16 protein-coding genes and 1 pseudogene are annotated in these 20,860 nt (G+C 69.0%); 8 read left to right on the top strand and 9 right to left on the bottom strand.

The window, feature by feature from the left end:
• Positions 1-3: 3 nt before the first annotated feature.
• Positions 4-900 (bottom strand): AraC family transcriptional regulator, encoded by an 897-nt coding sequence (locus tag D7V88_RS06505; protein WP_120539730.1) that lies wholly within the window; start codon positions 898-900, stop codon positions 4-6.
• Between the two features lie 137 nt (positions 901-1,037).
• Between D7V88_RS06505 and D7V88_RS42925 the strand changes: the two genes are divergently transcribed.
• Positions 1,038-1,202, top strand: a complete 165-nt coding sequence (locus D7V88_RS42925) for a hypothetical protein (RefSeq protein ID WP_158625018.1) — start codon at positions 1,038-1,040, stop codon at positions 1,200-1,202.
• Positions 1,199-1,942, top strand: a complete 744-nt coding sequence (locus D7V88_RS06500) for an SDR family oxidoreductase (RefSeq protein ID WP_120539729.1) — start codon at positions 1,199-1,201, stop codon at positions 1,940-1,942. Before D7V88_RS42925 ends, D7V88_RS06500 begins: the two co-directional genes overlap by 4 nt.
• 74 nt (positions 1,943-2,016) lie before the next feature.
• Here the strand turns inward: D7V88_RS06500 and D7V88_RS06495 are convergent, their stop codons facing one another.
• Complete coding sequence (locus tag D7V88_RS06495; RefSeq protein WP_120539728.1) at positions 2,017-3,192, bottom strand: FAD-dependent oxidoreductase; 1,176 nt, start codon at positions 3,190-3,192, stop codon at positions 2,017-2,019.
• A gap of 109 nt (positions 3,193-3,301) precedes the next feature.
• Between D7V88_RS06495 and D7V88_RS06490 the strand changes: the two genes are divergently transcribed.
• Entirely contained in the window at positions 3,302-3,973 is a 672-nt protein-coding gene (locus tag D7V88_RS06490; protein ID WP_120539727.1) for a TetR/AcrR family transcriptional regulator, read from the top strand.
• Between the two features lie 130 nt (positions 3,974-4,103).
• Here D7V88_RS06490 and D7V88_RS06485 read toward each other — a convergent pair whose 3' ends face one another.
• The 3 genes from D7V88_RS06485 to D7V88_RS06475 all read right to left on the bottom strand — a co-directional run bounded on the left by D7V88_RS06485 (position 4,104) and on the right by D7V88_RS06475 (position 9,475).
• A complete protein-coding gene (locus D7V88_RS06485; RefSeq protein WP_244238022.1) occupies positions 4,104-7,016 on the bottom strand; it encodes a PQQ-dependent sugar dehydrogenase in 2,913 nt (970 codons plus the stop codon).
• A 199-nt stretch (positions 7,017-7,215) separates the two neighbouring features.
• Positions 7,216-8,358, bottom strand: coding sequence for a hypothetical protein (locus tag D7V88_RS06480; RefSeq protein WP_120539725.1), 1,143 nt, complete (start codon positions 8,356-8,358; stop codon positions 7,216-7,218).
• Between the two features lie 247 nt (positions 8,359-8,605).
• Positions 8,606-9,475, bottom strand: a complete 870-nt coding sequence (locus D7V88_RS06475; RefSeq protein WP_120539724.1) for an aldo/keto reductase family oxidoreductase — start codon at positions 9,473-9,475, stop codon at positions 8,606-8,608.
• A 57-nt stretch (positions 9,476-9,532) separates the two neighbouring features.
• Between D7V88_RS06475 and D7V88_RS06470 the strand changes: the two genes are divergently transcribed.
• The gene (locus tag D7V88_RS06470) at positions 9,533-10,453 is read left to right on the top strand and encodes a LysR family transcriptional regulator (RefSeq protein WP_120539723.1); all 921 of its coding nucleotides are present in this window, start codon (positions 9,533-9,535) and stop codon (positions 10,451-10,453) included.
• 320 nt (positions 10,454-10,773) lie between these two features.
• A complete protein-coding gene (locus D7V88_RS06465; protein ID WP_158625017.1) occupies positions 10,774-13,104 on the top strand; it encodes an FG-GAP-like repeat-containing protein in 2,331 nt (776 codons plus the stop codon).
• A 102-nt stretch (positions 13,105-13,206) separates the two neighbouring features.
• On the opposite strand, the gene D7V88_RS06460 is transcribed toward D7V88_RS06465, so the two are convergent.
• The gene (locus D7V88_RS06460) at positions 13,207-14,685 is read right to left on the bottom strand and encodes an FAD-dependent monooxygenase (protein ID WP_120539721.1); all 1,479 of its coding nucleotides are present in this window, start codon (positions 14,683-14,685) and stop codon (positions 13,207-13,209) included.
• 488 nt (positions 14,686-15,173) lie between these two features.
• Between D7V88_RS06460 and D7V88_RS06455 the strand changes: the two genes are divergently transcribed.
• A complete protein-coding gene (locus tag D7V88_RS06455; RefSeq protein ID WP_120539720.1) occupies positions 15,174-15,545 on the top strand; it encodes a hypothetical protein in 372 nt (123 codons plus the stop codon).
• A gap of 69 nt (positions 15,546-15,614) precedes the next feature.
• Here the strand turns inward: D7V88_RS06455 and D7V88_RS45460 are convergent.
• Positions 15,615-16,097 (bottom strand): annotated as a pseudogene (locus D7V88_RS45460) (DUF418 domain-containing protein); the annotation flags it as partial.
• A gap of 168 nt (positions 16,098-16,265) precedes the next feature.
• Here D7V88_RS45460 and D7V88_RS06445 point away from each other — a divergent pair.
• The gene (locus D7V88_RS06445; RefSeq protein ID WP_120539719.1) at positions 16,266-16,616 is read left to right on the top strand and encodes a nuclear transport factor 2 family protein; all 351 of its coding nucleotides are present in this window, start codon (positions 16,266-16,268) and stop codon (positions 16,614-16,616) included.
• 347 nt (positions 16,617-16,963) lie between these two features.
• Positions 16,964-18,370: an alpha/beta fold hydrolase gene (locus D7V88_RS06440; RefSeq protein WP_120539718.1), complete on the top strand. Its 1,407-nt coding sequence runs from the start codon at positions 16,964-16,966 to the stop codon at positions 18,368-18,370.
• A gap of 89 nt (positions 18,371-18,459) precedes the next feature.
• Here the strand turns inward: D7V88_RS06440 and D7V88_RS06435 are convergent, their stop codons facing one another.
• Both D7V88_RS06435 and D7V88_RS45080 read right to left on the bottom strand, forming a co-directional pair.
• On the bottom strand, positions 18,460-19,152 hold the full coding sequence (locus tag D7V88_RS06435) for a LytR/AlgR family response regulator transcription factor (protein WP_120539717.1): 693 nt from the start codon (positions 19,150-19,152) through the stop codon (positions 18,460-18,462).
• Positions 19,149-20,843, bottom strand: coding sequence for a histidine kinase (locus D7V88_RS45080; protein ID WP_158625016.1), 1,695 nt, complete (start codon positions 20,841-20,843; stop codon positions 19,149-19,151). The genes D7V88_RS06435 and D7V88_RS45080 overlap by 4 nt, the downstream gene beginning before the upstream one ends.
• Positions 20,844-20,860: the final 17 nt, after the last annotated feature.

Here is a 20,860-nt window from a genome sequence, read left to right as displayed (position 1 = left end):
CGTCTAGCTTGCCCGTGCATAGCGGCCCGGAGACTGGCCCACGTGTCGGCTGAACGCCGTACTGAAGGTGCTCGCCGAGCTGTAGCCGACGCGCTCGGCGACCTCCGCGATGGCGAATTCCCGGCGGCGAAGCAGCCCCCGCGCAACGGCCATCCGCCAGTCCAGCAGGTACTCCATCGGGGGCAGACCCACGGTGCGCGTGAAGCGATCGAAGAATGCCGAGCGCGAAAGCGCCGCGCTCTTCGCGAGCTGCGCCACCGTCCACGGCCGCGTGAGGTGACCGTGCATCTGCCGTATCGCGGGTGCGAGCCGCGCATCGGCCAGACCGCGCAGGAGCCCTGGAGGCGCGTCGTCGCTCGATGTCGACCGCAGCGCTTCGATGAGCAGCAGCTCCACGAGACGCGTGAGCACGAGGTCGCGGCCCGAGCGCTGTTCGCTCGTCTCGCCGCCGACGAGTCGTACCAGCACCGAGAGCCGCTCCTCGCCGCGTACGTGCACCAGGGCCGGGAGCAGCGACACCATCAGGGCCGCGTCAGGCGAGTCGAAGACGAAGTAGCCGCCGAGCAGGCGCACGTCGGGAGGACCGCCACGCGTGCCATGACGCACCTCACCCTTCGGAGAGGGCGTCACCTTGGGGTCGATGCGCTCGGGTGTCACCGGCTCGAAGCCAGACAGGGTGAAGCCCGGCGTCGCCGGCAGGAGCACGAAATCGCCCGCCACGAGCGTGAGGGCGGGCTGGCCGTCGACAGCGAGTCGGCAGCGCCCTTCGAGCACGGCACAGAAGCTCGGCTGGCCAAAGTCCGAGTAGCGCACACCCCAGCGGCCCGCTCCGCTGATGCCCTTCGAGAAGACGGCTCGTGGCTGAAGCAAGGCGATGACTTCCGAGAGCGGGTCGGTCATGGCTGGACTCTAGCAAAAGAAATATGGACTGCGCGTGGTGGAGAGTCCTGTCAGCCGCAAGTACCTTGGTTCCATCGACGCCGCGCGAATCGCGGCAAGGAGCCGACATGAAGGCGACGTATGGATTCCGGGCGACAATGACTGCTCTTGCGGGAAGAGGCGACGCACTGGCGGGCCTGTTGCTCTCCGCGGCGAGCGGCACGGGCCCGGCCACCCACGAACACGGTGTCGTCACTGGCGAGGCCCGGTATCAGGACGAAGTGTCTGTCGGCGGCAAGCTCAACGCGGGAGGGCGGTCATGAAGACGGTGCTCATCACGGGGTGTTCCTCTGGCTACGGACTTGAGACCGCGCGCCACTTTCACGCGCAGGGCTGGAACGTGGTCGCTACCATGCGAACGCCACGCGAGGACGTCCTGCCTCGTTCGGACCGGCTGCGCGTGGTGCCGCTCGACGTGACGAAGCCCGAGAGTATCGCGGCGGCGCTGGAGGCGAGCGGGCCCATCGACGTGCTCGTCAACAACGCGGGCATCGGGCTCATGGGGGCCTTCGAGGCCACGCCGATGGCCACGGTGCGTGACGTGTTCGAGACCAACGTCTTCGGTGTGATGGCGATGACGCAGGCGGTGCTGCCCCGGTTTCGCGCACGCAGGTCGGGGGTGATTGTGAACGTGACGTCCAGCGCGACGCTGGCGCCGATGCCGCTGGTGGCTGTGTACACCGCGAGCAAGGTCGCCATCGAAGGGTTCACGGCGTCGCTCGCGTTCGAACTCGAAGCCTTCAACCTGCGCGTGAAGCTCGTCGAGCCGGGCTATTGCCCGGGCACCCGTTTCACGAGCAACGGCGGCCCCCGCATGGAAGGGCTGTTCCCCGAGGCATATGCGCCCTTCGCACAGCGCATCTTCGCCTCATTCGGGCAGCCGGCTGCGGTGACGCGCGAGTCCGACGTGGCCGAAGCGGTCTGGCACGCCGCGAACGACACGTCGGAGAAGCTCCGTTTCCCCGCAGGTCCCGACGCGGTCGCGCTGGCTCGGTCGGCGTGAGCAAGCTCGACGCTGGAGTGATTGCGCCGGGTCCGTCGGAGTTGTGACTCAGGACTGCTCACAGAGAGGCGTCTTTATTTGCTGTTGGAGGCAGGACGACCTTGCTCCGCGGTGGGCGGTACCGCGGTCGATTGTGAGCCGGTGAAGAAGTCAATCAGTCCGTGCGGAGCGTTGTCGCCGAAGCAGAGCTGGAGGAGGGTCGTGGCTTCGGCGGCTTCGTGCGCGCTCCGGGCGAACATGGTTTCTTCGTACTCGGCGAGCGCGGCTTCGAGGTCGCCTCGGTGCGCGGCAATGGCTTTGGCGAGCTCGGCGCCGTCGTACATCGCGAGGTTGGCGCCCTCACCGGACGGCGGCATCAGATGCGCGGCGTCGCCGAGGAGCGTCACCCCGGGCACGCGCTCCCACCGATGTGCGGTCGGGAGCGAATGGAGCCTTCGGGGGACGAGGTCTGTTTCGCCATCGGTGATCAGCGCGGTGAGCTCTGGCGCCCAGCCGTCGAACTCCGCCGCGACGCGAGCCTTCGCTTCGTTTGGATTGGCGAAGTCGATGCCCGCGATCCACTCCTGCGGCCGGGTGATCGCGACGTAGGTGTGCAGGACGCCGTCGGGTTCACGGTGGGCTTGGATGCCCTTGCCGGGCGCGAGGGCGAGCATGGCCCCGCCTCCGACGGCCTTCGCGCTGGCCGGGTGGCGCGTGTCGGCGTCGAGCAGGTAGGTCTCGATGAACGAGATGCCGACGTACTCGGGCTTCGCGTCGGACAGCAGCGGCCGGATCCTCGACCAGGCGCCGTCCGCGCCGACCAGGAGGCGCGTCGTGACAGTCGACCCGTCCGCGAAGGTCACCTCATGACGCCCGTCGCCAAGCGGGTGGACGCCGGTGACCTTGCGTCCCCATTGGACGGTTCCCTCGGGCAGCGAGTCGAGCAGGATGCGCCGCAGCTCACCGCGACGCACCTCGGGGCGCCGTCCGTTGCCGTCGTCTGGCTCGTCGAAGAGGACCCTGCCGTGCGGGCCGAGCACCCGCGTTGCCTCGCCACCTTCATGGATGAGTCGGCGGAATTCGTTGAAGAGTCCGGCCGCCTTCAGCGCGAGCTGTCCGTTGTGGTCATGGATGTCGAGCATTCCGCCCTGTGTGCGCGCGTCCGCGGACGCATCGGCCTCGTAGACGGTGGAGGCGATGCCGTGGACGTGCAGGACGCGAGCGAGCGTCAGCCCTCCGAGGCCGGCGCCAATGATCGTGACCGGATTCATCGTGCTTCCTTTCAAGTGGGAGACCGCTCGGCGACGCCGCTGCCGGACTCTGGAACGGCGTTCCATAAGCCACATTGGAACGCCGTTCCAGGTCTGTCAAGATGGAGCCATGGCAAAGGCGACGCGCGGGTCGGAACGACGTGAGGATGCGCTCTCACGTGAGCGGATCGTCGACGTGGCGATCGAACTGCTCGACGAGGAGGGCGAGGACGGGTTGACCTTCCGAGCGCTTGCCACCCGGCTCGCCACTGGACCCGGCGCGATCTATTGGCACATCGCGAACAAGGGCGAGCTGCTCGTCGCCGCCAGTGACGCTGTCGTCGCGCGCGCGATGGGCGAAGTCCTCGCCTGCGCCACGCCGCACGAAGCGATCCGCGGGATCGCCGTCGTCGTGTTCGAGGCAATCGATGCGCATCCGTGGGTGGGCGCGCAGCTTTCTCGCGCTCCGTGGCGGACCGCGATGCTGCAGATCTTCGAGCGCATCGGGCGTCAGGTCCAAGCGCTGGGAGTTCCAGGCGGCGCCCGGTTCACGGCGGCGTCAGCGCTGGTGAGCTACATCATCGGCGTGAGCGTCCAGAATGCCGCGAACGGCCGCCTGCTCGATCCGCCCGTGGACCGCGCTGACTTTCTAGAGACGGTGTCGGCCCAGTGGCAGGAGCTCGACGCCCACGAGTATCCGTTCACCCGGAACGTCGCTGCCCAACTGCGCGAGCACGACGACCGCGCCGAGTTCCTCGCCGGCATCGACCTCATCCTCGCCGGGATCGCGGCGCCGCTGTAGCCAGTGCTCAAGCGGCGACCGCATCCAGGTCCGCGTGGGCCAGGTACCCGCGACGGGGCAGGTCGCGGCCCCGTCTTTGCCGCGCGCATGACGCAGCCACCGGGTTCTGGCTAGGACCAGGCACAGCTCCTCAGGGTTGCGCCGCCGGGCAGGTCGCGGGCTCGAGGTAGAAGGCTTCCCACGCACCAACGTCGGTGGGATTGCAGATGCCCACGTTGCCGCCATTTCCGCTCTGGATGGGTGCGCCGGAGGTGGCCTCCTTCCAGTTGCGCGCGTTGCCCGTCGACGATTCGAAGCCATAGCGATTGCGGCCGCCGTGGATGCCGCAGTCGTAGCGGGTGAACGGCTCCGCCGTGTTGAGCGTGGCGCTCACGGTGAGCTGGTCCGCGACCACCGCCAGGTAGGCACCGCTCGCTGCCTTGAGCTTGTACTTCGCGCCGCTCGTGACGAGCTCGAAGATCGCGCCGCCGGTCTGCGTCGTGCTGATGGCGGCCACCTTGCCCGCGCCGTCGACGGTGAGCCACTGGTCGCTGCGCTCGCTCTGGACGCGGAAGCAGCCCGCGCCGCCGCCCGTCTCGCTGTGGCACGTCGCATCGCAGCCATCGCCCGACTGGGTGTTGCCATCGTCGCATTGCTCGCCACTCTCGACGGTGCCGTTGCCGCACACGGGGCCGGAGCTACCACCCGAGCAGGCCACCGGTTCGAGGTAGAAGCCCTCCCAGGCGCCGGCATCGGTCGGGTTGCAGGCGCCGCCATTGCCGCCGTCACCGCTCTGGATGGGACCGTCCGGCGTGGTTTCCTTCCAATGGGGCGCGCTCCCCGATGAAGACTGGAAGCCGACACGGGTACGGCCGCCATGGCCGCAGGCAAGCTGCGTGAACGACTCCCCGCTGGCGAAGTTGGCGCTCATCGCGAGTTGGTTTGTCACCACCGTCAGGAACACGTCGCCCGAGCCCTTGAGCTTGTACCGGGTACCGTTCGGAACGAGCTGGAAGACCTGTCCTCCTGCTTGCGTCGCGCTGCCAGCGACGACCTTGCCCGCGGTGTCGACGATGAGCCACTTGTCGCTGCGCTCGCTTTGAATCTGGTAGCAGCTCCCGCCCGAGGTCTCGACGAACGTGGCGGTGTAGGTGGCTGCGCTGCCAGGCGTGGTGAAGGTATGCGATTGCGCGCCGCCGTCCGACCACGACGAGAACGCCCAGAATCTTCCGTTCGCGTACTGCGGCGAGTCGACGCCCACGGAGCGGACGACGCCGACCACGCCGGTCGTGTCATGCGGTGCCGCGAACGGCCGCCCGTCCATCAGCACTTGCAGCCCGCTCGGCAGGCTGGTCACCTTGAGGGGGACGGTGACCGGGAGGACATCGCGATACGTCGTGTGGGTGAGGCCAATCGAGTCTCGCACCGTGAGCCGCAAGCGATACCAGACGTTGGCCGAGCTCTCGCCGATGCTCGGAATCGGCCAGCTCCCGCTCGCGATGCCGGTGGTATCGGACATGGCTGGATGCGTGTGGGTATCGTGATGAAAGGTGATGCTCCAGGTCATCGCGCTCGGCGGCAGCGCGCCATCCTCCACGTCGCTGGCCGAGCCGGAGAACATCAGGTTGGTGGCCGCGGTGTAGGTCGCTCCCGCGACCGGCGTGACAATGGTGGCCACCGGCGGTTGATTGGACGTCACCGTCAGCACCGCCTCGGCGCTGGTGGTCGAGCCAAGCCCGTTGGTGACGACTGCTCGGAAGCGCGCGCCGCTGTCGGCGAGCTGCGCGGCGTTCAGCGTGTAGCTCGGAGAGGTCGCGCCGGTGATGTCCACGCCGTTGCGCTGCCACCGATAGGTGAGAGGCGGCTCGCCGCTCGCGGACACCGTGAAGGTCGCCGGATTGCCGACCGACACCAGCGTGCTCGCCGGTTGCTGCGCGATGCTCGGCGGCAGTGAAGCCGTGTAGGCGATGCGACCCACCTGGCCCGCGCCGCGCGCCAGATAGTAGAGCGCGCCGTCGGGCCCCACGTCGAGGTCCACGGGCCCCGCGGCGGCCGTCGCGAAAAGCGAATTCGCGCCGGAGTTCGGGTCGATGCGCGAGATCCAATTGTTGGTGTAGTCCGCGAAGAAGTATTGACCGACGTACGCGCTGGGAAACGCAGGGACAGGTGGGTTGTAGAAGGCACCACCGGCGATGCAGTTGCCGGCGGCCGTGCCAGCGCCATGTGGGTACGCGAAGAACGGCTGCGTGAGCTCCGGGCGATTCGTGAAATAGCCTTCAGTCATCGGCCAGCCGTAGTTGGCACCGGCCTGGCCGCGGTTGATCTCTTCCCAGCCGCCTTCGCCCACGTCGTTGATGAACAGCGTCCCCGTGCCGGGCTGAACGTCGAAGGTGAAGGGGTTGCGCAGGCCCAGCGCCCAGGTCGCCTTGGCAAGCCCGGTGGCGGTCGCGTAGAACGGATTGTCCGTGGGAATGCTGCCATCCGAGTTGAAGCGCAGCAGCTTTCCGAGTGGCGTGTTCAGGCTCTGCGAGTTGGAGGAGACCGCGTTTTCCCCGACCGAAACGTAGAGCTTGCCGTCGAGTCCGAAGCGGACCGCGCCACCGTTGTGGTTGGCGGCGTCGAGCGTCGGAAGGTCGGCGAGCACCAGCTCGCTTCCGGGGACCGCCACATTGCCGTTGGCGGTGAGGCGGCTGACTCGATTGTGGATGCTGCCAGCGACCGACGTGTAATAGACATACAGATAATGGTTGCTGGCGAAGTTGGGATCGAACGCAACGCCCATCAGCCCACGCTCGTTGTCGTTGTCCACGGCGAGCGTCACGAACGGAGTCGCCAGGAGCTGGCCGTTCTCGACGATGCGCAGCGAGCCGTTCTTCTCCGAGACGAACAGGCGCCCATCGGGCGCGAAGGTCATGGTGGTCGGTCCCTGGAGGCCACTGACGAAGACGGAGTCGGCGAAGTTGGCGTCTAGAACGACCGCGCCCGCGCGCGAGACCGCGAGCTCCAGGGGCTCCGGCGTCGACGGCATCGAGCAGCCCACGACGAGGGAGATGACCGCGCACATGACGAAGAGCGGCCTGGGGCACCACGCTCGTACACTCGTTCTCACCTGTGATTGCATCGCTGCTTCTCCCGGTTGAACAGGCTCATGCGGCCCGTGGGCTGCGTGAACGTTGGTGGTGCTTTCAGGTATTACCCCGAAAGCACGTTGGCCGGGAAAACATATGGATATGAATGCCTGACCGGGCAGGCACAGGGGCATGTCAGGCCGTGTGGAAGGCCTTGGCGAAGAAGTTCTCGAGGCGCGACTTCTCGGGCGCGAGTGTGTTCGTGGTCGAGGCCACGCTGGTGGCGTTGGCGACTGCGGGACGCAGGCCCGACGCGATGCCCGGCTTGATGTGGTGACGGAGGTCGACCGCCAGGTCGGACTTCAGGTGGGTGCCCACACCCGTGGCGGCATGGATGTCCGCGGAGTGCCTGAGGAAGCCATTCTCCAGCCCCACCTTGCCGCCCGCCTGGGCCGCCGCGCCCGCCACCGCGCCCGCGGTGACCGAGCCGTGCAGCCGGCCCACGTGCCCGCCCGCCGTGGCGTACGCGCCCGCTGTGGCGGCCGCACCCACCTTGCCCGAGAGCATCGCCGTGGCGGTCTTCGGGTCCAGGCTGGCCACGCCCTCGGCGTAGGCGGTGGCGGAGGCCTTGCCCTCGCCCTTGATGTACCCGCCCACGTGCCGGTTGAAGTCATGGTTCGCGCTCGCCGCGATGCCCACGCCCGTCTCCGCCTTCGCCGTCAGCGCGGCCGTGTAGGCGTGCCCGTTCCTGTCGAGCGACACACCGGCCTGGGCCTGTCCCTTGAAGGTGTTCGCCTCGGCGGCGAGCTGGCCGCTCGTCACGCCCAGCCGTCCCGCGTGCGTCTTCTGCAACGCGTAGGCGGCATGGGGGCCGTTCACCTCGGCCTGGGCCGAGTAGTGGCGCACGCCACCGCCACTGTGGCTGGAGGTGGAGGCCTGCATCGAGCCCACGTTGCCGCTCACCGTGCCGCCAGCGAAGGTGTCCTTCTGGAAGGGGTTGCCCGGCCTGTCGACGAGCATGCTCTGCTTGGCTCCCGGGGGCGGCGTGAGCTTGTTGTCACCGCCGCTCACCCTCACGGCCGAGGCCTGGCCCGTGGTCTTCGCCCAGGGGCTGTAGGTGGGGCCACCCTCGGGCATGCCCGGGTGCTTCAGGGGCTTGGACTCCGGGGCCGTCGGCGCGCTCGCGGCGGGCCGGGTCGCCGCGGGCCTGAGGGTCTGCGAGGAGGGCGCCGAAGCGGGGAGCGTGGCGGCGCGCGCTGGCGGCTGGGGCCTGGACCCCGCGGAGGAGGGGAGGGTCGCGGAGCGGGACAAGGTCGAACCGAGGCGGGAGGCACGCATGGCAGGCTCCTCAAGAGGTGCGGCGGAGGGGGTCGGTGCAGCGACGTCCTGTCCGACTGCATCCGACATGCCATGCTCAAGTCACACGATGTGGACAAGGCGCCTCCCTGGTTTCAGAGGGTTGGCGGGAGGGGGCCCCGAAGGCGATGGGAGGGCCCTGGTGACTGCGGTCATCAGCGCTGGGACAGCAGTCATCGCCGCGAATCCCTCTGCGCGCAGCGGCAGCGACACGAACAACCTGGTGCCTTTAGCGCGCGATTGCGTCGAGCGCGGCGATGCTCCTTGCTGGCAGCACGAGTGACGCTGCGGCCACGTTCTCGCGCAGGTGCGCGACCGACGACGTGCCCGGGATGAGCAGGATGTTCGGCGCGCGGTGCAGCAGCCACGCGAGCGCGACCTGCATCGGCGTCGCGCCCAGCTCGTTCGCGACTTCCGACAGCGTCGAGGACTGGAGTGGCGTGAAGCCGCCGAGCGGGAAGAACGGCACGTAGGCGATGCGCTGCTTCGCCAGCGTGTCGATGAGCGCGTCGTCTCCGCGATGCGCCAGGTTGTAGTGGTTCTGCACGCACACGATGTCGGTGAGCGCTTGCGCCTGCTCGACCTGACGCGCCGTCACGTTGCTGAGGCCGATGTGGCGAACGAGCCCTTCGCGCTTGAGCTCGATGAGGACGGCGAGCTCCTTGTCGAGCGGGCCTTCCGTGGGCGTCATGCTCATCATGCGCAGGTTCACGACGTCGATCGCGTCGAGCCCGAGGTGGCGCAGGTTGTCCTGGAGGTCCGAGCGGATTTCGGCGGGCGATAGCGCCGGGAGCCACGACTTGTCCGCGCCACGCCGCCCACCCAGCTTCGACACGATCACGACGTTCTTGAGATACGGATGCAGCGTGGCGCGGATGAGCTGGTTCGTGACGTGGGGCCCGTAGGCCTCGCTCGTGTCGAAGTGGTCGATGCCGAGCGCGATCGCCTCGCGCAGCACCGCTGCAGCCGCTTCGGGATCGCGCGGCGGTCCCCAGACGTGCGGGCCCGCGAGCTGCATGGCGCCGTAGCCCATGCGGTGCACCGTGAGCGATGTGCCAGGGAACGTGAATCGGCCGCCGAGTTTGTCTGTGTTCGTCATGTGCTCGAATCTAACGATGGCCACACTTCACACCAGCAAATAGGATGCATGCCAATCATGAACGTTGTTCGTGCCAGGGATCTCGACCTCAACCTGCTGCGCGTGCTCGTCGCCGTCGCCGACACGGGCTCGGTCACGAAGGCGGCCGCGGGGCTCTACCTCACGCAGTCGGCGGTGAGCGCGGCGCTCGCCCGGCTCAGCGAGTCGCTGGACACGCCGATGCTCGTGCGCCACGGCCGCGGCGTGATCTTGACGAGCCGGGCAGCACGCCTCGTGACCGAGGTCCGTCCGCTGCTCGAGGCGATGCTCCAGGCGGCGCTCGCACCGGCGCGCTTCGATCCGACCACGAGCGAGCGGATCATCCGCCTCGGGCTCTCCGACTTCTCGGACGAGTGGCTGCTGCCGCCGCTGCTGCGCCGGCTCGGACGCGACGCGCCCAGGATGCGGCTCGTCTGCACGCCGGTCCAGTTCCGCACGGTGGTCGATGCGCTGGCGACCCGTCGCGTCGACCTCGCGGCCACGGTCATCGACAAGCTGCCCCAGACAATCCTGCGCACGCCGCTCATCCGTGGCCACTTCGTCTGTCTTTTCGACCCGCGCCACGTGCGCCTCGGCGCGCGACCCAGCAAGCGCACGTACCTCGCGCAGGAGCACGTCATCGTCTCCTACAACGGCGACCTCCGCGGCACGGTCGAGGACAGGTATGGCGTCGAGCGGCGCGTCCGCTGCTCGGTCGCGAGCTTCAGCGCGATTGGCGCCATCGTCGACGGCAGCCAGTTGGTGGCGACCTTGCCCGAAGTCTTCGCGGCGCAGCTCCTGCGGCAGCGGCCGCACCTTCGCAGCGCGCCCTTCCCCTTCGCGCACCGCGCGGGCGGCATGGACCTGCTCTGGCCCGCCGCGCTGGACGAGGACGACGCGTGCGCCTTCGTACGCTCCGCGATCATCGATATCGCCAGGCAGGTGCCCGCTCCTTCTTGACGAGATGGAGTAGGTGTTGACGGGGCGGCGGGGAACCGCGAGCGGTTCGACGGCCAGGGCGGGACTCCGCATGGATGACGCAACATGAGGTGTGGGGACGTCGGGCGTGAGTGATAGGAGATGTGTCGGCCCCTCTTCCAACACGGCCCCACACAAACTCCATGAGAATCCTCCTTCTGACTCCGCTCCTGCTGAGCGTTGCATGCATTCAATCCACCCCGGCCAGGGAGGCCGAGACGGCAAGTCGGACCGATCGCGTCCTGACGCATGATCAGATCGGACATCCCTACGGCAAGAACTCATCGCTGCCGTACAGGACGGTGTCCCTCACGTTCGACGATGGTCCGGATCGCGACCACGCCGACGGCGGTAACACCAGCCTGATGATCGCCCACTACCTTCAGCAGCAGGGCATTCGCGCGACGTTCTTCGTCAATGGCTGTCGGATTGACGGGATTGACGGTGGTGGGTGCTTCGACCGTCCCGACTTCCCCGAAGAGGTCGTCGCGATGGGACACCGCGTCGCCAATCACACCTACCTCCATGAGGACCTGCCGAGCCTGGATCCGAGCGATGGCGGTGCACCGGGGGCCCAGGCCGCCACGATTCACAATACCCAGGTCCTTCTTGATCCCCACATCAGCGACGGCATGTATTTCTTCCGGGCGCCCGGCGACAAGTGGGGTCAGAATCCTCACAACGACTACAATGCTTGCGACGGGTCGGCGGCGGTCGCGAACAACCTCCGGAGCGATCCACTGCTGTCCAAGCTGGCCGGCCCCTTCTGCTTCGACTGGGATGCCCACGACTGGGCCTGCGCGTCAAAAGTCGGAGGTGCGACGCCCGAGGAGTGCGCCGACGACTACGTTTATCAAGGTGAGGTCCCGTATGTCACCAACCTGGATGCTGGCTCCGTGGCGGGCCCCCGGGAGCGGGGCATCCTGCAGTTGCACGACGCAAGCCCGGTAGCGGGCCTCGCCGGAACGACCTGGTCCTACGACCTCGTGGTGTCCCTGGTCACCAAGCTGAAGGCCAAGTCGGGGACCCCGTATGTCTTCGTCCCGCTCGACGCGATTCCGGGCGTCCGGGGAACGCTCAGCTTCCCGTCACCGACCAACTGGACGACGGGATATCTGTCCGACGCGGACCTGTGGAACAACGACATCGGCTACCACGGCACCGTTCGACTGGGAGACATCAACGGGGATGGCCGGGCCGATGTCTGCGGTCGAGGCAGCGCGGGCCTCCGCTGCGCCCTGTCGAACGCCGACGGCTCCATGCAGGCGGAGAGCAATTGGCTGGACATCGTGTCGGACACCCTGGGCTACAAGCCGGGGGAGTACAGCACGACCTTCCAGCTCGCGGACATCGACAACGATGGCAAGGCGGATGCCTGCATTCGCGCCGCCGCGGGCTACCTCTGCTTCAAGGCGCTCACGGGGGGCTTCCAGACCTCGGCCTGGGCCGCGACGTCGTTCTCGAATGCGAATGGCTGGAACGCCGCGGAGTCTCGCTACGGCTCGATTCGCGTCGGGGACATCGATGGGGACGGAGATGGGGACATCTGCGGCAGGGACGCGAGCGGCGAAATCGTCTGCAGCCTCTTCAACGGGACGACCTTCGCGGCGGCGACATCGTGGAGTTCGGCGTTCACCGCGTCGCCCTGGTCGCAGCCGGAGTACGCCACCACCTTCCAGATCGCGAAGGTGAACAACGACAACCGCGCCGATCTCTGCGTCCGGGGCCCTGGCGGAATGTCGTGCGCGTTGTCGACGGGCAGCGGCTTCGGCACGCCGACCCTCTGGACGCAGATGGCCTTCGATGACGCGTCGGGGTGGGCCACGAGCCCGTCGCGCTACAAGTCCATCAAGCTGGGCGATGTGGATGGGGATGGCTCCGCGGACGTGTGTGGCCGGCACTCGACGGGAATCGTCTGCGCCTTCTCCACGGGCACTTCCTTCAGGAACTACCGCTACGTCCTCAACACGAACTTCGGAGATGCCGCCAACTGGTCGGGCGAGGAGTACGGCGCGACGCTCGCGCTGGGCGACGTCAATGGAGACGGCTACGCGGACGTGTGCGCGCGTGCCGTGGCGGGGCTGACCTGCATGCCCGCCACCACCCGGCTCGCGGAGTTCGACCCGGTGCTGCGCGTGGGCCACTGCTCGACGGTGGGTACGGCTTGTGACTCCGGGAGCTTCTACGAGGGGCGCGGAGTGGTGCACCCGGAAGCCAACCCGCCCAACACCCTGCAAGGCACCTGCGCGGATGGTGCCTCCGGCGACTACCTCTCCCAGCCCTCCATCGAGCGGGTTCGGGTCACCACGGTCGACAACCCGGTCGTGACGCCGCGGGTGGACCGGGAACTCGCGGTGGGCGAGGGCGTGCGTGTCGAGGTCAGCGCGTATGCCTCGGCGGCGGGAGAGCAACTGGAGATCTTCCGCGCGGCGAATGCCTCGAGCCCTGCCTGGGTGAGCCTGGGCACGACGACGCTGTCCAGCGCCGGGTACGCGTGGGTGACGAAGACCTATACGCTCCCGTCGGGCACCACGCAGGCCGTCCGGGCGGTCCTCCGTCCCTCCACCCTGTCGGGCGCATGCCCCGGCGGCAGCACCACGGACGTGGACGACCTCGCCTTCCATGTGAAGTGATTCGCTGAGCCCCAGGGCGCCCGGAGGCCGAGCATCGTCTCGACTCCGGGCGGCTCTGCACAGGCACCACTTGTCTGAATCATGGAGCGGGCTCCAAGCGCGTTACGTCACGCGCGGCGGCCCGAACCATCGGGTCAGGGCCTCACGCAGACCCTGGCCCGTGCCCTCCCCGACCCACGCGACGTGTCCGTCTGGTCGAATCAGCACCGCGACGGGCGCGGTGACCGCGCCGAGCACCGGGAGCTCCCACGCCCCCGTGTAGCGAGCAGCGACCCTCCGCACCCGGTCCGCCCAGGGCGTGACGTCGAGAGTGCCGGGCTCGCCCAGGTCGAGCAGCACCGGCCGCGCGTCGTGTAACAGGTGGAACACGCGCCGGGTGCCGTCGGCGGTGATCAGGTCGAGGTCCGGCATGCGGCGCCCGAGCAGCGGGTGTCCGTTGCCCAGGTCGTAGTGGACGTCCAGCCCCGACATCATCGCCGCGTACTGCTTGCGCGGTCCGTCCATCCGCAGCAACTCCGCCAGCGTCTCGCGTACGGCGTCCATCCGCGCGTCACCGCGGCTGAGCGCGGTCTGCGCCATTGTCTTGCGCAGCGCACGGGCCGCGATGGGGTGCCGCTCGGCCTGGTACGTGTCGAGCAGGTCCTCCGGCGAGACGCCGCGCACGACCTGGGCCAGCTTCCACCCCAGGTTCACGGCATCCTGCACGCCGAGGTTGAGCCCCTGTCCGCCCATGGGCGAGTGCACGTGGGCCGCGTCGCCGGCCAGGAGCACCCGCAGGTTGCGGTAGGACGCCGCCTGCCGCGTCATGTCGGTGAACCTGGAGAGGTACGTGGCGCTGCGCAGGCCGTAGTCCGTCCCGTAGAGCGCGACGAGCCCCTCGCGCAGGTCCTCGAGGGTCGGCGCGTCGCCCGTGCCGACCCGCTCCTCTCTCAGCACGACGCCCACGCGTCCGTCCTCCAGCTTGCCCATGGCGTAGGTGCCCTTCTCGTCCCGGCGGATGCCGAACGCCGGTGCTCCGGTCATCTCGACCTCGGCGATGAGGTAGCTGACGGACGCGTCCCACCCCGGGAACTCGATGCCTGCCGCCTTGCGGACGAGGCTGCGGCCCCCGTCGCACCCGACGAGGTACTTCGCCCGCAGTGCACGACCGTCGGACAGCTCGACGTCGACGCCAGTGTCGCCCTGCGCGAAGCCCGTCACCTCGCACCCACGATAGATGGGCACCGCCAGCTCGCCCACCCACTCCGCCAGGATGCGCTCGAAGCGCTCCTGCAAGAGCGCGAGCCCATGATTGTGACGCGTCGGGCAGTCGCTGAGGTCCAGAGGCGCCTGCCCGAACGAGACGTTCTGGACCGCTTGCCCTTGCGAGACGAAGCGCTCGACGACCCCGCGCTGATCGAGGACCTCCAGGCTGCGCGCGTGCAGGCCGCGCGAGCGCGAGCCGGCGACCACCTGACTGGCGCGCCGCTCGACGATGGCCACGTCCACCTGCGCCAACGCCAGCTCCGCCGCCAGCATCAGCCCGGTCGGGCCTCCTCCTGCAATCACCACCGCGTGCTGTGTCACCACGTCCGCGTGCATTTCTTCGTCCTCCTGCTTCTGGAGTGAAACGGGCGATGGTGGAGCACGACCGGGGGGGCTTGCGGCAACACCCGGGGTCTGGCATCTGCTGGCAGTGCAGAGAGCGTAGAGGGCTGCCGTGGCGCCTCCATCGCCCTTCGCGGACCCGGAAAGCGCGCACGCCAGCCCCCGCGTGGCGAGCCCAGGCGTTCGCCTCCGCTACCTCCCCGAAGCCTCGGAAGTTCTCGCGGGTCGCGGACAGCAGGACCCCGAACCTTGATGTTGCCCGGTGCCGTTGGCGACCCCGCCTACGCCTCGCTGGCATAGGAAACCGACGACCGCGCGCCTCGCTCACTCCTTCCCACCCTCGAAAGCGAACAGGCGGTGAGGAGGAAATACCGTTTCGCACGTTATTGCGTGCGGAAATGCAGAAGCGATTTCCGGAGCCCCACGCCCCTCCTGGGCGCGGAGGCCTCAACCTCAACCAACAAGCACAAGGGGATAACACCATGACGCGAGCGGCCATCTTTGTTTCGGCGGTGATGATGTCGGTAGGGTTTGCCAGCACGGCCCTGGCGGCACCCATCACCGTGAATGGCTACGTCTGCGCGGCGACGTACACCCGGCAACCCAACGTCTTCTACGGCCAGGGCTACGTGGTCATGCAGGTGAACACGGGGGCGAACTGCACAGGGAGCGTCGTCGGCAACTACTACTACCTGGGCTCGGGCGCCTCGTCCGCCGGCTACCAGTACAGCGAGGCCGAGCGCCTGGGCCTGTTCGAGCGCGCCACCCAGGCCGCCACGCAGGGCACGCGCGTCGGCCTGTACGTGGAAGGCGCGGGCGTCGGCATCCTCGACACCACCTACCGCGGCAACTGACGGCGGACGGGCTGTCGCGCTCCTCCGACGAGTCGCAGCGCCGGAGGGGCGTGGGTGTGCCCATGTATTGATGAGCAGCGTCCGGTTCGAGAGCCCCCGGAACAGGAGCAGGCCCAATCCCAGCACCGCGTACGTGCTGAGGATGTCGCCATACCAGAGGAGGAACAGGTGGGCGAGCCCCATCACCAGCATCACCGCCAGCCGCCGGACATAGAGCGGCGTGATGGAGGCCCCTCGCGCCTCGGCGCGGCCCATCTGCACCGCGAAGCCGAAGCCGAAGAGGAACGAGAAGAGGGTGATGAACTTCCCGCCCACCAGTACCGAGAACGCCTGCTACGTGACGGTGTCGGCGAGCGACGCGTTGTTCATCGCCGTGAGGACCTGCTCTCGCGGCAGGAACACCCTGCCGCTGAACCACACCATCACATTGGAGATGAACACGCCGCACAGGGCGAAGCCGCGCAGCGTGTCGAGAAGCGCCAGCCGCTCGCTGGACTCCACGGGACGGGCCTCGGCGCTGGGGGGCGAGACCTCGGAAGGGGCTGGGGTCATGCTTGAAGAGATACACCGACGGAGACCCTGGCGCTCCATCACCCTGTCGGGGGCAGGGGCCATGGCCCCTTCGACGTCAGGCCGAAGGGCGGCGGCCGCGCAAACCTGACACAGGGCTGTCATCGTTCGGGGGCAGGGTCGCACCCTCGAGCACCCAGGAGGTCGAACGTGAAGAGTCCCGTGGAAGTGGTGAAGGCGTACTTCGATGCGTGGGGCCTGAAGGACGAGTCGCTGTTGCGCAGCACGCTCGCACCCGATGTGAGCTTCGTGGGCGCGCTCGGCACGGCGGAGGGCGCTGAGGCCTGCGTGAAGGGACTTCTCAACGGCATGTGGAAGGTGTCGCCCCAGGTGACGGTGCTGCACCGCTTCGTGGATGGGGACGAGGTGCTGACCTGGTTTGAAATCCATCCCTCCGAACAGGCTCCGGTGCCGGTGGCCAACTGGAGTCACGTCGAGAACGGCCGCATCACCCGCATTCGCGTCACCTTCGACCCGCGCTCGCTCCTGGAGAAGCGCTGACGGACCCCGGGCGAGCTTTCCTGGTGTTCATGGAAGAGCGGGTGCGCTGTGTGCGCATCCGAGTCTGGCGATCAGCGCTGACTCGTCCTGGAGCTCGGAAGCCGCGCGGGGGCCACGAGTGACGACGGCCTGTCCGCGCTTCCCCGCCCGCCGCGCACCCTCATGCCGCTCCTTCTCCATCGTCAGGCTCGCTTCTAGACGAACGAGCCTGTCCGACTCTTCAGGGGGCTACACCACACCCCACGCGCACTCCGGCGACGCCGCGAGACGTTGGGCGACCGGCACCCCACGCGCCGCGCCGGCCACCGCATTCTCCTCGCGGTAGCCCCTCTCCCGGAGGAACGCCCATGCGTGCCGTGCTCCTGCTCTGCCTCATCCTTCCGCTGTCCCTCGCCCAGGCCCAGAGCCTCCAATTGCAGCCCTACGCCTTCCAGGCCCGCGACGGTCGCAGCGTTCAAGCCGAGCTGGGCACTGTCACCGTGCCCCTGCGCCACGCCCGCCCCGAGGGCCCGGGGCTGCCCCTGCGCTTCGTGCGCTTCAAGAGCACGAGCCCCTCTCCCGCGGCCCCCATCGTCTACCTGGCCGGTGGCCCGGGCGGCTCCGGTATCGAGGCCGCACGCAACGTCCGCTTCGAGCTGTTCCTCGCCCTGCGCGAGGTGGCCGACGTCATCGCGCTGGACCAACGCGGCACCGGCCAGTCGGACCCCCATCCAGATCTGGAGCAGCGCTGGGCCATCCCGCTCGAGCAGCGCATGGACGAGGCGCTGCTCACCACCACGGTGAAGAAGGCCGCCGCCGAGGCGAGCCGGACCTGGGCCACGGCCGGCGTGGATCTGGGCGCCTACACCACGGAGGAGAGCGCCGACGACCTGGAGGTGCTGCGCAAGGCGCTGGGCGCGCCGAAGCTCAACCTCTGGGGCATCAGCTACGGCACCCACCTGGGCCTCGCCTACCTGCGGCGCCACGGACAGCGGGTGGACCACGCCATCCTCGCCGGCATCGAGGGGCCGGACGACACCTGGAAGCGGCCTGCCCACGCGGAGGCCCTGCTCGAGCGCTGGGAGGTCGTTCTGCGCGCCGAAGGCGAGCGCGGGCCGGGCCTGAGACCGCGGCTGGCGAAGCTGTTGAAGTCGCTGAAGCGCGAGCCCCGCACCGTCGCGCTCACAGACCCGGCGAAGGGTGAGCGCCACACCTGGCGGGTCAGCCACTTCGACCTTCAGCGCGCCACCTTCGAGTCCCTTCGAGACCCCGCCACCTTCCGGCGCTTCCTCACCCTGCTTCCGGCGCTGGAGGCCGGGGACTATGCGCCGCTGGCGCCCTTCGCGCGCCAACTGCGCGAAGGGTGGCTGGGGCCCATGTCGCTCGCCATGGACGCGGCCTCCGGCGTGAGCCCGGCGCGACACGCCCTCATCCAGAGGGAGGCGGCGAAGGCACTGCTTGGTGGCAGCGCCAACCCGGGAGCACTGCGAGCAGGGGATGTGCCCGGCGTGGGCGACCTGGGCGAGTCCTTCCGCGGTCCGTTGAAGGCCGAGGTGCCCGTGCTCCTCATCAGCGGCACCCTGGATGGACGCACGAGCCCGGACAACGCGGAGGCCCTGCGCCCCGGGCTCTCCCAGGCCGCTCACCTGGTGCTGGTGGGCGCGGGACACGACGGCCTCTTCCAGTCGGACCCGCGCATCCTTGAGCGGATGAAGGCCTTCCTGAAGGGCGAAGCGCTCCGCGATGAGCGGCTGGAAGTCAAAGCGAAGCCCTGACGCCGATCACTCCCGCTGGCGTAGCCCCAGATGCTTCCGGTGCGGATGCCATTCGCGGCGTCCGTATCGGGCACCGGTAACGGCGGCGCCTACGCCTCCAGCCGCTTGCGCAGCGCTCCCAGTCGGCTGCGGCCCACCGGCAGCCGGGTGCCGTCCCGCAGCTCCACCGCGGTGCGCGAGCCCTCCGAGGCGACGAGCTCGCGGATGTCCGTCACGCGGACGAGATAGGAGCGGTGGATGCGGAGGAAGTCGGCGGGGAGCAGTTGCTCGAGCCGCTCCAGGCTCTTCTCGCTCAGCTCGGTGCCGCCTTCGCGCAGGACCAGCTCCGCGTAGTCTCCGGCGCCCTGGATGTACGCGACGGAGTCCAGGGGCACGAGGACCACGCCTCCGCCCTTTCTCACCGCGAGGGTGCGCAAGGGAGTGGCCGCGCGGCTTCCCACGCGAGCGAGCGCAAGGGCGAGCCGCTCCGGCGTGTATGGCTTTGGCACGAAGTCCAGCACCCCCAGCTCGAAGGCGCGCAGCGCCTGGTCGGTGTTCGCGGAGACCACCACCGTCTGGAATGCGCCCGCGGCCGCCTCCGCGAGCAGCGCGAAGCCGTCCTCGCCCGAGAGGTTCAGGTCCAGCAGCAGCACGTCCACGTCGCGCTCGGCCAGCACCGCGCGCGCCTCGTCCAGACTCGCGCACACGCGCGGGGGCGGGGCGCCCGGCCCCAGCCGCTGCTCGCACAGCCGAGCGAGGCGGCGCGCCGCCAGCGGCTCGTCCTCCACGATGAGCAGCCTCACGCCGGCACCTCCACTCGCGTCATCCACCCATCCTCCGTGGGCCCGTCCTCGAGCCGCCACGCACCGGGGAAGGCCTCCTCCAGGCGCGCGCGCAGGTAGCGCGAACCGGTGCCCTCACCGCCCCCCTGGCGTGTGCCCGTACCCAGGGGGGCGAGGAAGACGTAGCGCCGCCGCGGCCGGGCGCCCTCGGCGATGAGGCTGCTCTGGAGCCGGAAGGTGTGGGGCGAGATGTAGCGGTTGTGGCTGAAGGCGTTCTCCAGCAGCGTGTGCAGCAGGGCAGGGGGGACGGGGGCCTCCAGGTCCACGCCCTCGGTCTCCAGGTGGAAGGCCGTGCCCTGCCGGCAGCCCATGACGTCCAGGTGGGCGCGGCACAACTCGAGCTCGCGGACGAGCGGAATGGTGCGCTCACCCGAGACGGCAAGCAGGTGCCGGTACACCGAGCCCAGGGCCTCGATGAAGCGCACGGCCTGCGCGGGCTCCGTCTCCACCCACTCACTCAGCGCGCCCAGCGTGTTCATCAAGAAGTGCGGTTGCAGGCTGCGCTTGAGCAGCTCCAGTTGCAGGCGCTCCGCGGCGCGCGTCGCGCTCTCCAGCCGTTCCTGCTGACGGCGCTGCTGCCGGGCATGTACCGCCGTGAGGCAGAGCAACAGCCCTCCGAAGGCGAGGAAGAAGCCGCGCTCGGAGAAGCCCCAGGGTTCCAACAGGTAGAGCGCCCCGGCGAAACCGAGCCCTACCAGCGCGCCCAGGGCCCCCCACGGTTCCCCTCTCCGCCACGCGCGCACTGCGAGCGCCGTGGAGACGACGAGCGAGGCCCCGAGCGCGATGCTGTTCTTGCCATCGAAGCCCGGAACGAAGACGAGCGAGAGCAGCCCCAGTCCGAGTCCCATCCACCGCAGCCAGCGGCGTGGCTCGCCGAAGGCCGCGTGCACGGTCGCTGGCAGCAGTGCCGCCACCGCCAGCACGGCTGCCGCCTGCAGTCGCAGCCGCACTGCGTGCTGTGGATAGGGATAGTTGGCGAGCCCGCGCCACGCCTCCAGCAGGACGAGCGCCGCGGCGGCGAGGCACAGCACGCCGAGCAGCAGCGTGGCGAGCCCGCCGTGAGCGAGCCGCACGCGCGCGAGGTGGTAGAGCCCCATCAACACCAGTGCGCCCAGCATGCAAAGGGCTGGCACCAGGCCGAGCATCCGCGCCCGAGCGAGGGACGCGGCCTCGCCCACCTGCAGGTGGTGGAGGGTGCCCACGGGCTGGAAGCCGAGCCGGTGCGCGGAGATGCGCATCGTCAGCACGTGAGGGCCCGGCGCGCTGAATTCGGGCGGAAGCGGGAACAGGGCATCGACGCGTCCTGGTACCTCCTCCGAGGGTGTCCGCCCCACCTGACCGTTGCGCCCCAGGGGCCTGCCGTCCCACCAGGCCTCCCATGACCCGAGCACCGACAGGGAGAGGGCAGGCGTCGGGGCTCCGGCTTCACGCGGGGGCACCTCCACCTGCGTGCGCAGCCAGAAGGGGCCGGTCCCCTCATTCAACTGACTGCTCTCCACCGTGCGCCAGCCCCGCGCGTCCCCAGCAAGCGCTGCTTCCGCGGGGAGGTCCTCCGCGTGCACCTGCACCTGTCCCTGCCGCGCGGAGGGCAGGGCGGCCGAGGCGGCGAGCGAGAGCGCAAGGCATCCCGCGAAGAGGGCGGACGACGTCATGGGCCTCAGCATACGTA

The sequence above is a fragment of the Corallococcus terminator genome, assembly GCF_003611635.1.
Lineage (GTDB): Bacteria > Myxococcota > Myxococcia > Myxococcales > Myxococcaceae > Corallococcus > Corallococcus terminator.
Note: the sequence above shows the minus strand (reverse complement) of the source record. Positions and strands in the feature narration are given on the sequence as shown.

Excerpts from the sequence above, each read along its gene's own strand:
- D7V88_RS06500 (WP_120539729.1), top strand. The coding sequence starts at position 1,199 with ATGAAGACGGTGCTCATCACGGGGTGTTCCTCTGGCTACGGACTTGAG.
- D7V88_RS06460 (WP_120539721.1), bottom strand. The coding sequence starts at position 14,685 with ATGCACGCGGACGTGGTGACACAGCACGCGGTGGTGATTGCAGGAGGA.
- D7V88_RS06490 (WP_120539727.1), top strand. The coding sequence starts at position 3,302 with ATGGCAAAGGCGACGCGCGGGTCGGAACGACGTGAGGATGCGCTCTCA.
- D7V88_RS06480 (WP_120539725.1), bottom strand. The coding sequence starts at position 8,358 with ATGCGTGCCTCCCGCCTCGGTTCGACCTTGTCCCGCTCCGCGACCCTC.
- D7V88_RS06470 (WP_120539723.1), top strand. The coding sequence starts at position 9,533 with ATGAACGTTGTTCGTGCCAGGGATCTCGACCTCAACCTGCTGCGCGTG.
- D7V88_RS06440 (WP_120539718.1), top strand. The coding sequence starts at position 16,964 with ATGCGTGCCGTGCTCCTGCTCTGCCTCATCCTTCCGCTGTCCCTCGCC.
- D7V88_RS06455 (WP_120539720.1), top strand. The coding sequence starts at position 15,174 with ATGACGCGAGCGGCCATCTTTGTTTCGGCGGTGATGATGTCGGTAGGG.
- D7V88_RS06505 (WP_120539730.1), bottom strand. The coding sequence starts at position 900 with ATGACCGACCCGCTCTCGGAAGTCATCGCCTTGCTTCAGCCACGAGCC.
- D7V88_RS06475 (WP_120539724.1), bottom strand. The coding sequence starts at position 9,475 with ATGACGAACACAGACAAACTCGGCGGCCGATTCACGTTCCCTGGCACA.
- D7V88_RS45080 (WP_158625016.1), bottom strand. The coding sequence starts at position 20,843 with ATGACGTCGTCCGCCCTCTTCGCGGGATGCCTTGCGCTCTCGCTCGCC.
- D7V88_RS06485 (WP_244238022.1), bottom strand. The coding sequence starts at position 7,016 with ATGTGCGCGGTCATCTCCCTCGTCGTGGGCTGCTCGATGCCGTCGACG.
- D7V88_RS42925 (WP_158625018.1), top strand. The coding sequence starts at position 1,038 with ATGACTGCTCTTGCGGGAAGAGGCGACGCACTGGCGGGCCTGTTGCTC.
- D7V88_RS06495 (WP_120539728.1), bottom strand. The coding sequence starts at position 3,192 with ATGAATCCGGTCACGATCATTGGCGCCGGCCTCGGAGGGCTGACGCTC.